Source organism: Yersinia mollaretii ATCC 43969 (genome assembly GCF_013282725.1).
Taxonomy (GTDB): Bacteria; Pseudomonadota; Gammaproteobacteria; order Enterobacterales; family Enterobacteriaceae; genus Yersinia; species Yersinia mollaretii.
Genome location: NZ_CP054043.1, coordinates 3,277,048 through 3,292,178 on the forward strand (window position 1 = coordinate 3,277,048; position 15,131 = coordinate 3,292,178).

Genomic DNA, 15,131 nt, shown 5'->3' on the forward strand with positions numbered 1-15,131 from the left:
TTTATGAAACACAGAAAACTGAGTAGGGTAACCAAAAAATGGCTATTGCAGATCTAGATAAACAGCCCGACTCTGTTTCGTCGGTTCTGAAGGTTTTCGGCATCTTACAAGCCTTGGGCGAAGAGCGGGAAATTGGTATTACCGAACTTTCTCAGCGCGTAATGATGCCTAAAAGCACGGTTTACCGCTTTCTCCAGACCATGAAGTCTCTGGGGTATGTTGCACAGGAAGGCGAATCAGAGAAGTACTCCCTCACATTGAAGTTGTTTGAGCTGGGAGCCAAAGCATTACAGAATGTGGATTTGATTCGTAGCGCTGATATACAAATGCGTGAGTTATCCAATGAAACACGTGAAACCATTCACTTGGGTGCATTGGATGAAGACAGCATTGTCTATATTCATAAAATTGATTCTATGTATAACCTGCGGATGCATTCCCGCATTGGTCGTCGTAACCCACTGCACAGCACCGCCATTGGTAAAGTGCTTTTGGCGTGGCGTGACCGTGGTGAAGTAGAAGAGATTTTATCTCATATCGAATTCACCCGAAGCACCAAATATACGCTGGATAGCGCGGCTGCACTGCTGCCGGTGCTAGATCAGGTCCGTGAGCAAGGCTTTGGTGAAGATATCGAAGAGCAAGAAGAGGGGCTGCGTTGTATCGCCGTGCCTGTTTTTGACCGTTTTGGTGTCGTTATTGCTGGGTTAAGTATCTCATACCCAACGTTGCGTTTCTCTGAGGAGAACAAGAGTGAGATCGTTAAATCACTGCACCGCGCAGCGCGTAATATTTCAGAACAGATGGGTTATCGCGAATATCCATTTTGAGTCAATCGATAGATAGGGTAAATACTGTATAATTATTGGATATTTTTAATCAGCTGTTAATTATAACTATTTATTCCTAGCGCAGTGAGCGGCTCCTCTTATCAGGGGCCGTTTTTTTTTTGATAAATCGATGACTACCTTTCTTTCGCGCGAGCGGTGTGCATTGACTTAAGCCACTGATGCTAATCAACCCCACACAGCGGGTCTGTCGCAGTGTAAAATCATTCGTGACTGTAGCGATCGATTCTTTACGTATATGATTATTATCAAGATACTAATATTGGCGCTAAGTGTAATTTGTGCCTATTAACTATTATTTAAATATATCGTTTACTTTGTATTTAATTTGCTTGGGTCACTATGGCCGTGCTTAATCATATTATAGGGAGATGAATGATGAGGAAGTTATTAAGTATAAAGAGCGTATTAAGCGTGGGGTTGCTGCTGTTACTGGCGGGTTGTAGTAGCACTCAAAATGACAAGCCGCATAAACTGATTGACCGTGGTGAATATAAGATCGATACCAATAATCCCTCGGTGGCCCAAAATGATCGGGTGCGCTTTTTAGTCCTTCACTATACCGCCACAGATGACGCAGAGTCGTTGCGATTACTGACGCAGGGTAATGTGAGTGCTCATTATTTGGTCAAAACGCACCCTGATACTGTTGAAGGAAAACCTGTTGTTTTGCAACTGGTTCCCGAAGAACAAAGGGCTTGGCATGCCGGTGTTAGTGACTGGCAAGGGCGCAATAGCCTCAACGATACCTCGATAGGCATCGAAATCGTCAATAAGGGCTTCACTGAGACGATGTTAGGCCGGACTTGGTACCCCTACAATGAATCACAGATTAAATTGATTGAGCGCCTCACCAAAGACATTGTCGAGCGTTATAATATTGCGCCAACGGATGTTGTTGCTCACAGTGATATCGCCCCCCTCAGAAAATCGGACCCCGGCCCACTATTCCCTTGGAAGCGGTTGGCAGATCAAGGCATTGGTGCCTGGCCAGATGACGCAACCGTCACCAAGTACATTGATGGGCGTGAAATACACGACACCGCCTCAGTCGCCATTATTCAACAGGCACTGGCTCGCTATGGCTACAAAATCCCACAAAGCGGCACTTTAGATGATGAAACCCGTCAGGTTATCACCGCATTCCAGATGCATTTCCGAGCACAAGATTTCAGCGGAACACCCGATGTAGAGACGGAAGCCATCGCCTTGGCATTGGTTGAAAAATATCGCTCTTAAGATCTCGCTAATAAAAAAGCCAGTCATAGTGACTGGCCTCAGGCTGCTGACATATCCCGATGACGTGATCGGGAACGGTGAGGATAGGCAGAAGAGTAAAGCGTCCGCGCCAAGGATGGCGCGGCTCGAGCCTCCAAGGACGGATTGACGGCGTCTTTACGATCTGCCTGTTCTCTCCATCGCTTTTACTGATGGGCTAAATCACCGTCATCTTCACTGTTCAGAATCTCTTTATTGGTTTGTTTCATCAATTGGCTGGTAATTGTACCCGCCGTCATTGAACCACTGACGTTCAATGCGGTACGGCCCATATCAATCAAGGGTTCGACCGAGATCAGCAATGCAACCAGTGTGACCGGCAAGCCCAATGCAGGTAACACAATCAGCGCCGCGAAGGTTGCGCCCCCACCGACACCGGCAACACCTGCGGAGCTGATGGTCACGATCCCGACCAGTGTGGCAATCCAGACCGGGTCCAGTGGGTTAATACCGACTGTAGGGGCAACCATCACCGCCAGCATGGCTGGATAGAGGCCGGCACAGCCATTTTGACCAATGGTCGCGCCAAAGGAGGCAGAGAAACTGGCGATGGACTCAGGGATACCCAAGCGGCGGGTTTGTGCTTCCACATTTAATGGGATACTGGCTGCGCTTGAACGGCTGGTAAAGGCAAAGGTCAGAACCGGCCAGACTTTACGGAAGAATTTCAGCGGATTGATACCAGTGAAAGACAACAGCAGGCCGTGGACCACAAACATAATCGCCAGCCCCAGATAGGACGCAACAACAAAGCTGCCCAGCTTGATAATGTCTTGAATGTTCGAACCCGCAACCACTTTGGTCATTAATGCCAATACGCCGTAAGGGGTCAATTTCATGACCAGACGTACCAGTTTCATGACCCAAGCTTGCAGTGTATCGATAGCCGCCATCACGCGTTGGCCTTTCTCCACATCGTCTTTCAGCAGTTGCAGCGAGGCAATCCCGAGGAAGGTGGCGAAAATAACCACACTGATGATTGAGGTTGGGCTAGCGCCAGTCAAATCAGCAAACGGGTTTTTCGGAATAAAGGAGAGAATCAACTGGGGTACGGTCAAATCTGTCACTTTGCCCAAATAATTACTTTCGATGGCACTCAAACGCGCCGTTTCTTGGGTGCCTTGAATTAAGCCATCGGCGGTTAAGCCGAATAGATTGGTGACGAACACACCGACGAGCGCCGCAATCAGCGTCGTGAAGAGCAGGGTACCGATGGTCAGTATGCTGATTTTGCCCAGTGAAGAGGCATTATGCAGCTTAGCGACGGCACTCAAAATAGAGGCGAATACCAGCGGCATAACAATCATTTGCAGTAATTGCACATAACCATTACCGACAATATTAAACCAAGTGATGGACTCTTTAAGTACCGGGTTATCTGCGCCATAGACCCATTGTAAGCCCAGTCCAAACAGCACACCCAGTGCCAAACCAACCAAGACTTTCTTGGCTAGACTCCATTGCTTATGGCGAGTTTGCGCCAATAGTAATAGCAGTGCTACAAATACCAGCACGTTAATCACAAGCGGTAGGTTCATCCCCAAATCTCCAGATTATTATTTTGAATACTGGCTACCTATTCTATTGCTACTTATCTATAGAATCGCACCAGGCACAATCAATTGTGCAGTTAGCTGCATATGGTAACAGCCCTATAAAGGCTCACTTATATCCAAAAAGAATTTTATATAAGTTTTCATCTTGATTTGTATGGAATGCATTCAGATTGGTGATTTTTCGCTCATTAAAATGTGATCACAATCGAAAGTTTTTCAATTGCTCCATATAGGATAGCAGCGGAATAGTGGTGTCAGTTTGCCAATAGACGGAAAAACACACTAATAGAACACAGAATACGCGCTCTAATTGATTGCCTTTTTGTGGGCGTAATAGCGGAATACAGAATCGCCAACGGCAAGGCCACAGCAGCGGCACGCCAGCAGGGGTGAGCATATCGGCCAGCAGGTGGCTGAAATAGCCAATAATCATGGCGTGGAATGCATCCGCAGGAATAATCCAATCTCGTGAAATGTCCATTTGGAATAGGGCAATACCGCCGATCACTGCCAGCAGGCTATGGGTAAACCCTCGATGACCAAATGCGCGCGCAATGGGGGTTGAGATCCACTTTAGCCGCTGACCCAGAATTGACTTGGGGTGGTCAATATCAGGCAGCAGGGAAGTTAGCAGGGCGCCCGGTATAATGTGCCACCAATCGCCATGTGCCAGTTCCGGAGTGAGACCGACTTTTTTGGCAAAAATAACGCAGGCGACAGAAAAAATAAGGTGTCCTTCCCCTGTCATACTTGAATTCCGAATCTGTAGCTGTTGATTTATCCAGTATATGAGATTTATTCTGGCATGGATAGCCGTGACGCTGTAACTAAATGTCTCTTTTTTGTTTGAAGCAGGGGAGTTTAGCGGAGATATTTCGGGTGTCATACGGAGTATGGCGATCAAGAAAGGAAAACTAAGTAAAAAAAAGGGAAAAGTGACCGGGAGTCGCTTTTCCCCAAAGTAATACGGGTATGGGCATAATTAACAAATAATGATGAGGGCACTCATAACGATATAACGACTTACACGATCAATTAGAAGCTGTACTGCACACCGACACGATAGCGAGTTTGGCGCTCATCAGTGGTTTTGCTGCCAGCAACGTTGCCGATAGCAACATATGGCTTCCAGTTTTTATCCCATTTGTAAGCGACTTTCAGATCATGACTCCATTCGTCTTTATTTTTATTGGACAGAATTTCGTCTTCAGATTTCTTGTAGTTTAATTCGTATTCAGCAGAGTAGCTTTTCAAGAAATTGTAAGCAAACAACATGGTGAACTCGTGGCCTTTCTCATCAGATTTGGTCTGAGAAGGCTGGTTACGCTTGAAATATGGGCGATAACGCAGTGATGTTGAGAAGTCATCAGTGAAGGCCACTTTGCCGCGCAGATAAGGGCGGTAGTTATTTGAGTCAGATGAGGACTCTAATGAGAAACCAGGCTCAAGTTGGAAGGTTTTATTGAACTGATAAACATAGCTGGCAACCACTTCGGTGCCGTTACTGACTTGCTCGTTGAACGGTTTATTTGGCGTAGTATCAGAGCTGTGTTGGCCCCATTTCCCTTCCAAAGAGAGACCAAAACCATTGGCAAAACGGTTGGAGATCAGTAAACGGTCTTTATGATCAGATTTACTGGTGTCTTTCATTTCATGCCGATAGTCAATTGTTGTAGCAACAGAACTAAAACTGATAACAGATGCCACTGCTAGAGTAATTAATTTAAATTTCATTTTTTTATATAATCCCAGGGTTATGTTTATTTATAACAACAATCATTAACAATTTCACAAAACTCAACATACGATTAAAAAAACAATTTCACAATCAAAGAAACGATGTTCCACTTATTGTGGATATACATTCTATTTATATTTGTAATTAATTGTGTGATCCAGATCTTTGTTGCTGATTAATTTTTTAATCAGATATTAATTTGTGATGGCGATCTAATTGGTTGTTGTTTTTTATGATTAATAAAACAAAACAACCCCGCCAAATTAATGGCAGGGTTTAATAACAACTTAAGTTAAATAAACTTAATGATTATCTCATGGCGCGTTTAAGAATACGGTCACCCTGCTTATTAAAGTATTCAGCAGATTCTTCGACAGATTTTTGGCCGTAATCGATATATTGAATCGCATCACGGAACAGAGAAACGATCTGCGGGTCATCAAAGTACGGTGATGTTTTCATTTCATGTGGCAATTCCAATGCCATATTTAAGCCAGCAACAGAGGGATCTTCATCTTTAATCACGCCACTGGCGCGCAGTTGAGTCACTGCTGCTGCACTCAATGGTACGCCACGTTCTAGACCCATGGCATCAATACCTTCTTTGCTGTTCAGCAAGAAGTTAATCAAGATGGCGCTCTCTTCTGGGTATTTAGTGGATTTACCAATAGAGAGCATTTGAGCTGGTTTAAAGAACAGACCTGCATCTTTTGCATCTGGCAACATTGGATATGGGCCAAGTATCAATTTTGCTGGCTTGGTCAGGTTATCTGAATATTTAGTAATGGTGGAGTTCCACATATAAGTGCCACCCCATTCACCATTAATCCACGGCTTCATTTCGTACATATTGCTCTTGCCGAATGAAGCATAGTATTTAGTGGATGGCATAACATGGCTATCGACCATTTTCTTATACATTGTAAAGAACTCAACCCACTGTTCTGGCGTATAAGCAAATTTCTTATTGGCTTCGTCGATTGTCGGTGTGTTGTATTTCTGTGTCATATAAGAGCGAATTAATGCCAGCGTGTCCTGGTGCTCTAATACGATAGGGTAATATTGCTCACCCAATTTTTCTTGGAAGACTTTACCGGCGTTAAGTAATTCATCCCACGTTTTTGGATACTCTAAACCTGATTTAGCCCATGTCGCGTCATTGAAATAGAAAATACGTGCAGTCACTGAAATTGGAATACCGTTTAATTTTCCATTAACCGTGGTTTGTTGCAGCTCTTTTGGATCAAACTGAGTTAAATCTAACTGTTTTGATACTTTATTCAAATCAAAGAAGCCCGTGCCGTCTTTGGAGAAGATAGGCAGCCAGTTCCAGTTAGTTTGCATGACATCGGGTTCAGTCCCACCAGCAATTTGGGTCGTCAGACGGGAGAGATGGCCGTCCCAACCAGTGTATTCAGCTTTAACATTAATATTCGGGTGCTGTTTGTGGAACTCTTCCAGAGCCTTAAGCGTCATTTGATGACGACCATTGCCCCCCCACCATGACATACGGAGGTTAACTTCATCCTGCGCAAAAGCCTGATGTGATAATAAAGCCAGAGTGGATGCTATTAGCGTGTGTAGGATCGCTTTTTTCATTGGGTACTGCTCCTGTTAAAGAGAGATATTTTTTTCTGTTTTTGCATCAAAGATATGGCATTTATCCATATCAAACTGGAAGTACACGGTGCGATGCAGGCCATTTTCGATAATTGGCCGTGCTTCATCAGACGGTAGGCGACAAGTCAATTCGAAGTCGTCAACCTTGATGTACATAAAGAATTCATGGCCCATGTTTTCCACACGCACCAATTCACCTTGTGAGTGATTCTCGGCAAACGGCTGGGTAGACATGCTGACGAATTCTGGACGAACACCAAAGAACACTTTTTCCCCGGTGTGGGCAGCGACTTTGGCTTGCTGACTCTTATTTAATACCAAGGTGTATTGGCCGACGGTCAGGCCAATTTCGCCCTCTTTCTCTACCAACATGCTCGGTTTGATATTCATCTCCGGCGCGCCGATAAAACCGGCCACAAACATATTGGTCGGGAAGTGGTAGAGATTATCTGGGGTATCCACTTGCATGATATGGCCCAGCTTCATAACACAGATCCGATCGCCCATGGTCATGGCTTCAGTCTGGTCATGGGTCACATAAACAGTGGTTGCTGCTTTCCCGCTTTTTTTCAATTGCTTATGCAAATCTGAGATGCGGATACGCATTGATGCGCGCAGTTTGGCATCCAGATTTGATAACGGCTCATCGAACAAGAATACATCGGGTTTTTTAACAATCGCACGGCCAACCGCCACACGCTGCGCCTGACCACCAGACAACTGACGTGGCAGACGATCCAACAAATCTTCCAGCTCCAGAATTTTAGCGGCCTCAGCCACTTGAGCTTCAATTTGGTCTTTTGGCAGCTTGCTCAGCTTCAGGCCAAAGGCCAAATTCTCTTTTACCGTCATATGCGGATACAGCGCATAGTTCTGGAACACCATGGCGATACCACGTGATTTTGGTGCCAGATTATTGACTACCCGATCACCAATTCGTACTTCGCCATCACTGATGGTTTCCAAACCTGCCAACATGCGCAGGGTGGTGGATTTAGCACAGCCTGATGGACCGACAATTACCATAAACTCGCCATCATGGATCTTCAGATCAATGCCATGAACCGCGCGGAAACCGTTGGAGTAAACTTTGCCTAATTTATTGAAAATGACTTCAGCCATGATAAATCCTCTATTAACCTTTAATTCCGCTGCTGGTTACGCCTTGCACGAAGTAGCGTTGAGCCAGGAAGAAAACAATGATGGACGGCAGAATGGAGATGCTTGCCATTGCCAGAATTTCGTTCCACGGTGCGCCTTCGGTGACGTCAATTGACATCTTCAGAGCCAGCGCTATCGGGTACTTATCTACGCTGTAGACATAAATTAGTGGGCCGATAAAGTCGTTCATTGACCACATAAACTGGAACAGTGCCACAGAGATGATGGCCGGCTTCAAGATGGGCACGACCACATACCACAGCACTTGAAGTGAGTTACAACCGTCGATCTGTGCGGCTTCTTCCATGTCACGGGGAACACCGCGCAGGAACTGAATCAGCATGAAGACGAAGAACCCTTGGGTGGCGAAGGCCGTCGGCAGATAAAGTGGCAAGTAGCTATTCAGCATGCCCATTTCACGGAACATGATGTATTGCGGAATCAATAACACCGTGCTTGGCAGCAACATGGTAGTAATCAATGTGGCGAACCAGAATTTCTTCCATGGAATCTCGAAGCGGGCAAAACCATAGGCCACGATAGTGGAAGAGATAATGGTCAGAATGACTTTCGGGATCACAAACTTAAAGGTGTTAAGCATGTAATGGCCGAAGTTATATTCCGTACCGGTTTTCCAGCCATTAACGAAACCATCACTGGTTGGGTGTTGTGGCCATAATCCTAATGTGGTGAAAATTTCGTTATTAGGTTTAAACGCGGCAGAGAACATCCACAGCAGTGGATAAAGCATCATCAGGCCGACAATAATCAAAATGATATAGCGGAAAGTGGCACTGACTTTTGCTTTACGTAGCGTGCGGCTAATTTCCGCATCAGCAAGTTCCTGCGCCAGAGCTAATTTTTTCTGGTTGGAAGTGTGTTGTACGTCAGTCATTTTTTCCTCCTTTATCGGCGGAGTAGAAGACCCAATATTTAGATGATTTAAATGCAATTGAGGCGAATAGAGCGACTACCAGGAATAATATCCAAGCCAGTGCCGCGCCGTAGCCCATATCAAAGTATTTAAACGCCGTATCATAGATATAGAGCGAGAATAAATAGGTGTAATGGGTCGGTCCGCCGTCAGTAATAACGTACGGCGCAGTAAACTCTTGGAATGCCTGCGTGGTTTGCATAATAAAGTTGAAGAAAATAACCGGCGTGATCAGTGGCACGGTCACTTTCATAAACATTTGCCATTTAGAGGCACCATCAATCATGGCGGCTTCATATTGTGATTGCGGCACGTTTTGCAATGCGGCCAGGAAGATAACCATGGCGGAACCGAACTGCCAAACACGCAGTAATGTCACGGATGTCAGCGCCAGCGCGGGTTCTCCCAACCAGTTGATGGCATCAAATCCGAGCACACCGATAAAACTGTTTAACAGACCATCAATGGCAAAGAGAGCACGCCATAACACGGCAATGGCAACGCTGCTGCCGAGAATAGATGGAATATAGAAAGCAGTACGGAAGAGGCCGATACCACGTAATTTAAAATTCAGTACAAAAGCGATCCCCAGAGCAAATGCCAGTTTTAAAGGAATAGTCAGAAAAACATAAGCGAATGTCACGCCCATGGATTTCCAGAATAAATCATCTTCAAGCAGCATATGACGATAATTCTCGATCCCGTTAAATACGGGAGGGTTCATTAAGTCATACTCAGTAAAACTGAGAAAGAAAGATGATACAAAGGGGAAAGCCGTAAATATTATCAACCCAAGTATATAAGGTGATAAATAGGCTAACCCCAGCATTCTGTTTTCATTCATAATGCTTACCTATTTTTAATAACATGAAAGATAAATAAAACTACTGATTCAAAAGCGTCGGATAAATAAAGTCGATATCATACAAAGTGCGGCTTTCCCCGTTCACCCGATAATCTCCATGGATGTAACCACCATTGGTCATAAATTGAGGCATTACCGCTGACTTATTTTGTTTTGCGGCAATTAAGGTTAATAAAGCTAATGCAATCGGATTGTCGAGACGGAAATAACGGTGTTGCGCCGATTCAACAAACAGACCACGGTGGTAATGTTGCGTAAATAGGGTGTCGCCGACTTGCCAGGCTAATTCAAAAAGTCGCGCACATTGGCAATGCTCAGCCAGTTCAGTTAAGGCCAACAGCAGATAGGCGCTGGCGTTGGGCTTTTTGCCCGTCATCAAAGCAGCCTGACGTTTGGATTTATTTAATTCAGCCAACTGCCAGCGGTGCAGTAATACGCCAATTAAATCCAGCAGCTCCTCATCTTCACTCAAACGCCATGCCCGAACCAGCGGCAACAGATAGTCAACTTCTAATGGGAAGGGGGAGATAATTGTCCCTTTAGCGCCATAGTAGCCATCACGTTGCAAGACATAACCGCTCATGTCCTGGCCATCGTTCCATAACGGACGCAATGTATTGCTCTCAACGTCATAAGCGAAACGATAGTAATTTTTTAACCCGTCAATCACCCATTGCAGCACTTCGGCATCAGGTTGTTGGCGCAGGATATCCAGCATAGCCAATGGGTTATCAATGAGCAGTGGGCGCATGTCTCGGAACAGGACATTGGCTTCACGGGCGATTTCACCAAATTCAGGGCCAAACTGGCGCTTAGCACGATCGCCATACCAAGATTGGGTCTGATTATCATCGGCCGGTACAGGTCGGCGCTGCTGTGGTGAGCTGAACTGATAAACCGGCAAACCTGTTTCAGGATGACGGGCTAAAACATATTGGCGATACAGATGTTTGCCCCATGCCGCAGCAGCGAGATCGCCGGTGTACTCCGCATACTTATAGGCTGCATAAATCAGATCGGTTCCGGCATTCACAAAGGTCAAACCCTTGGTCTCTGGCAGGCGGGGCAAATCTGCGGGATTCACCACGTCGTGACGGGCATGGGTGAACACATGTGGGTCGCGCTGCTTGTCGTAGCTGCCATGGCGACCCAGATCCAATGTTTGCCAATCTTCTACATGGGCGTGCCAGAATCCCTGCAAGAAATTCAGTGTTTTTTCCCGATCAATCGTGACCAGCAAATTGTAATAGGGCAGATGATGTTTCAGCTCGTGGACTTGCGCTTTCGATTCTGGCCCTTCTGTTTTCAACGAATCCAGATTCAGGAAACGGTGTCCACCCCAATAAAATAATCCGCTTTGCTCATGCACGCCGCGCTGCATAAAATAACTGCTTTGCACTCGTGCTTGCTGGTGGTATTGCGGGTCTTGAGTCACCAGACTTAGCGCGTCGAGTGTCCGTAGCCAGTTTTGCTGACTGGCAAAGTTCGAGATTGGGGTATTGTGACCATCAGGGAACTCCCATACGACCGGTTGATGGGTCAGCACATCAAAACCATCAGCCATCAGTGGGGTTGGGTTTTGATTGCTGTGGCCAACAGACTGGACTAAATCAACATAGCTGCGGATAGCGCTGAGCCAGTTAATCATTGTTGCGTCACTGTTTTTAATGCTGCCGACAAACTCCATCACCTTAACCCCATCATCGAAACGTCAGGACGGAACCGGTTTAAGGTTCCTTATAAATAGAAACATCGTTTCAATCTATTATATTTGTATTTACTGGCGAGTCATTGAGCGAATGACAAAAGTGTGATCGAAGTCGGAACGTTGTTTTGAATTTTTTATTTTTGCACTTTTGATACGGATTTTTGAATGATCTAATTTGTTAACTATTTGATAAATAAGTAATAAAAAAGGCACAACCGAAGTTGTGCCTGTAAACTGTTTTGAGCCGAAATAGGGCAAATTACGCGAGGGAATTGACCTTAACTCAAATTAGTGATGATTCTCGGTTTAGCGCGCTAACCAACCGCCATCAACAGCGATGGTGTAACCGCTGATATAGTCGGATGCTTTGGATGCCAAGAAGACCACTGGGCCTTTCAGATCGTCAGGTAAGCCCCAACGGCCAGCCGGGATACGGTCAAGGATCTCTTTGCTGCGCTCTTCATCTTTACGCAACTGTTGGGTGTTGTTGGTCGCCATATAACCGGGGGCAACAGCATTCACATTGATGCCGTGTTTTGCCCACTCATTGGCTAACAGGCGGGTGACACCCATCACGGCGCTTTTTGACGCGGTGTAAGATGGCACACGGATGCCACCTTGATAAGAGAGCATTGAGGCAACGTTAATGATTTTGCCGCCATGACCTTGTTTGATGAATTGCTTGGCAACCGCTTGAGACATAAAGAACACGGTTTTGATGTTAACGTTCATCACATCATCCCAATCTTTTTCGCTGAAGTTGATCGCATCTTCGCGACGGATGATACCGGCGTTATTGACCAGAATATCGATTTGACCAAATTCAGCGACAGCACGCTCTAACAGAGCGGGGATGCCATCAATCTTGCTCAAGTCAGCTGTCAGGCTCAAGAAGCGGCGACCCAATGCAGTCACTTTTTCAATTGTCTCTTTGGGTTCAACAATGTTGATACCCACGATATCGCAGCCTGCTTCAGCTAAACCAATCGCCATGCCTTGGCCCAAACCGGTGTCACAGCCAGTAACCAGTGCAATTTTACCTTTCAATTCAAAGGAATCTAAAATCATAGCTAACATCTCTCTCAAGGCGGTCAAAGATTGCCGCGATTTCTATATTGGGGAGAAAACCGCCCAAAGGACGGCTTTGGTTGGTAGAGCCTATCTTTCAGAACATCATCTTGAATGGGCATAACCCAAGTCAGATAGCACGGCAAAAGTAGAAAATGCGCACGATGCTGAAATGGTGACTGACAACCTGCGCGGGTCCGACTTCTGACCGAGTGTTTCTTTTGATTCGCTGATGATAGTGTTTGCGGGAAGTTAATTCAATAAAAATGAAATGATGTTTTATTATTTTTTGAGGGATGTCATGATTTTTGGATTAATTATGGTCAAACTGTGGAGATTGCCCGTAGAATGAGGCGAATTCAGCGTAAAAACAGTGACGACGCGACACCAAATCTATTCTGCATAATAATGAGGAGAAATAATGAAGATGTTTTTTATTAATGACGAAACGCCATGGGAAGAGTTAGGTAATGGCATTAAACGCAAAGTGATGACTTGGAGTGACGAGCTGATGATGGTCTGCGTTCACTTTGATAAAGGGGCCATTGGCGTGGCTCACAAACATGATATCCATGACCAAATTGCGTATGTTGCCGCAGGCAGTTTCGAAGTGGAGATTGAAGGGCAGAAGCGCATATTGAAAGCGGGGGATGCCTATCGTGCGGTGAAGAATGAGATGCACGGCGCGGTATCGCTGGAAGATAACAGTATTTTGATCGACACCTTTACCCCTAAGCGGGATGACTTCCTTTAAAATCTATTGGGCGGTTGAGTCATCGACTCTCGCCGCCCTTTATCGCGAAAACAGGTATCTCTCTTCAGTTACGAAATATCGTCCTTGCGCAATTGTTCCAGCGACGCTAATTGAATATCCGCCAAGGCCCAGCGAGGATCCGCCTGGTACTCTGGTGAGGGGATCACAATCGACCGCATCCGTGCCGCTTTAGTGGCAATCATACCGTTGACTGAATCTTCCAGCGTGACACATTGTAACGGGTCAATGCCCAGATCAGCCGCCGCATTCAGGTAGACCTCGGGGTGCGGTTTACTGTAGGGCAGGTACTCTGCTGAAACCAAACAGTCGAAATAGTGTTCAACGCCGAGCATGGCCAGCACGCGTTTCTGCATGTGCAGCGGTGAGGCGGAGGCCAGACCAATTTTCAGCCCTTGTTGGCGGCAAAGATCCAGCGCATATTCGACGCCCGGTAGCACGGGGCGTGTCTCTTCCACTAGTTCGATGGCGCGAGCAATAATACGTTTGCACACTTCTGCCTGACTCGGCCCCTGCCAAGGCAGAGTTTGATACCAAAGTTTCACCACCAAATCGATACGCAAACCCAGCGTGTCAGGCAGTGAATCTCGTGAGGAGGTGTCCAGCCCCAGCGAGGTGAAAATATCAAGTTCCGCCTGTAGCCATAAAGGCTCTGAATCAATCAGCAGGCCATCCATATCAAAGATTGCGGCCTTAATCGGGTGAGGGGTCGCCATTAATCATCACTCCTGTTGGTTTTTAGCTACGAGCTGAATACCTTATCATTAACTTAATCATCTTGCGCCAGATGAAGCCAAGGTGAATTTGAGTTAAGCAGGGGGATCACAACAAAAATTTTCACAAAGAGTGAATGTAGCAGGTAAACTAAGTCTACATAAGTTGTGGTATTTACAAGGAGAAGTCATGACCTATCAACAGGCTGGGCGCGTCGCTGTTATCAAACGGATTGCAGGATGGCTCGTTTTTATTCCAGCGCTGCTGTCAACATTGATTTCAATCATCAATTTTGCCTATCAATATAGCCAAAAGAGTACCGGGATTAATGCGGTAATGATGGATTTTATCCACGTCATGACCGATATGATCCGCTTTAATACCACTTTTCTGGATATCTTCTGGTTTAACTCGCCAGTACCCGATTTCGAACAGGGTTTTTCCGCCGCTAACATCATGTTCTTTATCATCTATATGTTGATTTTCGTCGGTCTGTCGTTGCAAGCGTCAGGTGCTCGTATGTCGCGGCAAGTGCGGCATATTCGTGAAGGTATTGAAGATCAGTTGATTTTAGAGCAGGCCAAAGGCAGTGAAGGGCGCAGTCGTGAACAGTTGGAAGAGAAGATAGTCTTGCCGCACCACACTATTTTCTTGCAGTTTTTTACCCTCTATATCCTGCCGTTCGTTATCGGCGTGGTGGCCTATTTTGTCATTAAGCTATTGGGGTTGATGGCTCAGGGATAAGGTTTCTTCCAGACAAAAAAGCCCATTAAATGGGCCTTTTTGTCACTTATTATCTTGATATCAAAACAAATTAACGTCTTGAAAGACTTTTTCGGCAACCTCGACACGATACCCTTCTTGCACTC

Annotated in this window: 14 protein-coding genes; 4 read left to right on the plus strand and 10 right to left on the minus strand. The window is 45.7% G+C overall.

Annotation, left to right across the window (positions count from 1 at the left end):
• Positions 1-38: 38 nt before the first annotated feature.
• Positions 39-830, plus strand: a complete 792-nt coding sequence (gene kdgR / locus HRD69_RS14650; RefSeq protein ID WP_004875953.1) for a DNA-binding transcriptional regulator KdgR — start codon at positions 39-41, stop codon at positions 828-830.
• A 393-nt stretch (positions 831-1,223) separates the two neighbouring features.
• Positions 1,224-2,087 (plus strand): N-acetylmuramoyl-L-alanine amidase, encoded by an 864-nt coding sequence (locus tag HRD69_RS14655; RefSeq protein ID WP_208760483.1) that lies wholly within the window; start codon positions 1,224-1,226, stop codon positions 2,085-2,087.
• A 185-nt stretch (positions 2,088-2,272) separates the two neighbouring features.
• Here the strand turns inward: HRD69_RS14655 and HRD69_RS14660 are convergent, their stop codons facing one another.
• The 9 genes from HRD69_RS14660 to kduD form a co-directional block, all read right to left on the minus strand.
• Positions 2,273-3,664, minus strand: coding sequence for an L-cystine transporter (locus HRD69_RS14660; RefSeq protein WP_032814458.1), 1,392 nt, complete (start codon positions 3,662-3,664; stop codon positions 2,273-2,275).
• A 217-nt stretch (positions 3,665-3,881) separates the two neighbouring features.
• Positions 3,882-4,430 carry a metal-dependent hydrolase gene (locus tag HRD69_RS14665; RefSeq protein WP_004875270.1) on the minus strand — a complete coding sequence of 183 codons (549 nt, stop codon included), beginning with the start codon at positions 4,428-4,430 and terminating at the stop codon, positions 3,882-3,884.
• Between the two features lie 287 nt (positions 4,431-4,717).
• Complete coding sequence (locus HRD69_RS14670; protein ID WP_004875269.1) at positions 4,718-5,416, minus strand: oligogalacturonate-specific porin KdgM family protein; 699 nt, start codon at positions 5,414-5,416, stop codon at positions 4,718-4,720.
• Positions 5,417-5,729: 313 nt separating this feature from the next.
• Entirely contained in the window at positions 5,730-7,019 is a 1,290-nt protein-coding gene (locus HRD69_RS14675) for an ABC transporter substrate-binding protein (protein ID WP_004875268.1), read from the minus strand.
• A 15-nt stretch (positions 7,020-7,034) separates the two neighbouring features.
• On the minus strand, positions 7,035-8,162 hold the full coding sequence (locus HRD69_RS14680; protein WP_004875267.1) for an ABC transporter ATP-binding protein: 1,128 nt from the start codon (positions 8,160-8,162) through the stop codon (positions 7,035-7,037).
• Between the two features lie 13 nt (positions 8,163-8,175).
• Complete coding sequence (locus tag HRD69_RS14685) at positions 8,176-9,096, minus strand: carbohydrate ABC transporter permease (protein WP_032814456.1); 921 nt, start codon at positions 9,094-9,096, stop codon at positions 8,176-8,178.
• Entirely contained in the window at positions 9,089-9,979 is an 891-nt protein-coding gene (locus tag HRD69_RS14690; RefSeq protein WP_004875265.1) for a carbohydrate ABC transporter permease, read from the minus strand. The genes HRD69_RS14685 and HRD69_RS14690 overlap by 8 nt, the downstream gene beginning before the upstream one ends.
• 40 nt (positions 9,980-10,019) lie before the next feature.
• The gene (locus HRD69_RS14695; protein WP_004875264.1) at positions 10,020-11,687 is read right to left on the minus strand and encodes a pectate disaccharide-lyase; all 1,668 of its coding nucleotides are present in this window, start codon (positions 11,685-11,687) and stop codon (positions 10,020-10,022) included.
• A 327-nt stretch (positions 11,688-12,014) separates the two neighbouring features.
• Positions 12,015-12,776 carry a 2-dehydro-3-deoxy-D-gluconate 5-dehydrogenase KduD gene (gene kduD / locus HRD69_RS14700; protein ID WP_004875262.1) on the minus strand — a complete coding sequence of 254 codons (762 nt, stop codon included), beginning with the start codon at positions 12,774-12,776 and terminating at the stop codon, positions 12,015-12,017.
• Positions 12,777-13,197: 421 nt separating this feature from the next.
• On the opposite strand from kduD, the gene HRD69_RS14705 reads away from it, so the two are divergent.
• Complete coding sequence (locus HRD69_RS14705) at positions 13,198-13,530, plus strand: cupin domain-containing protein (RefSeq protein WP_032814453.1); 333 nt, start codon at positions 13,198-13,200, stop codon at positions 13,528-13,530.
• A 68-nt stretch (positions 13,531-13,598) separates the two neighbouring features.
• On the opposite strand, the gene hxpB is transcribed toward HRD69_RS14705, so the two are convergent.
• Positions 13,599-14,264 (minus strand): hexitol phosphatase HxpB, encoded by a 666-nt coding sequence (hxpB, locus tag HRD69_RS14710; RefSeq protein ID WP_004875260.1) that lies wholly within the window; start codon positions 14,262-14,264, stop codon positions 13,599-13,601.
• A gap of 187 nt (positions 14,265-14,451) precedes the next feature.
• On the opposite strand from hxpB, the gene HRD69_RS14715 reads away from it, so the two are divergent.
• Positions 14,452-15,006 carry a YniB family protein gene (locus HRD69_RS14715; RefSeq protein ID WP_004875259.1) on the plus strand — a complete coding sequence of 185 codons (555 nt, stop codon included), beginning with the start codon at positions 14,452-14,454 and terminating at the stop codon, positions 15,004-15,006.
• Positions 15,007-15,131 lie beyond the last annotated feature (125 nt).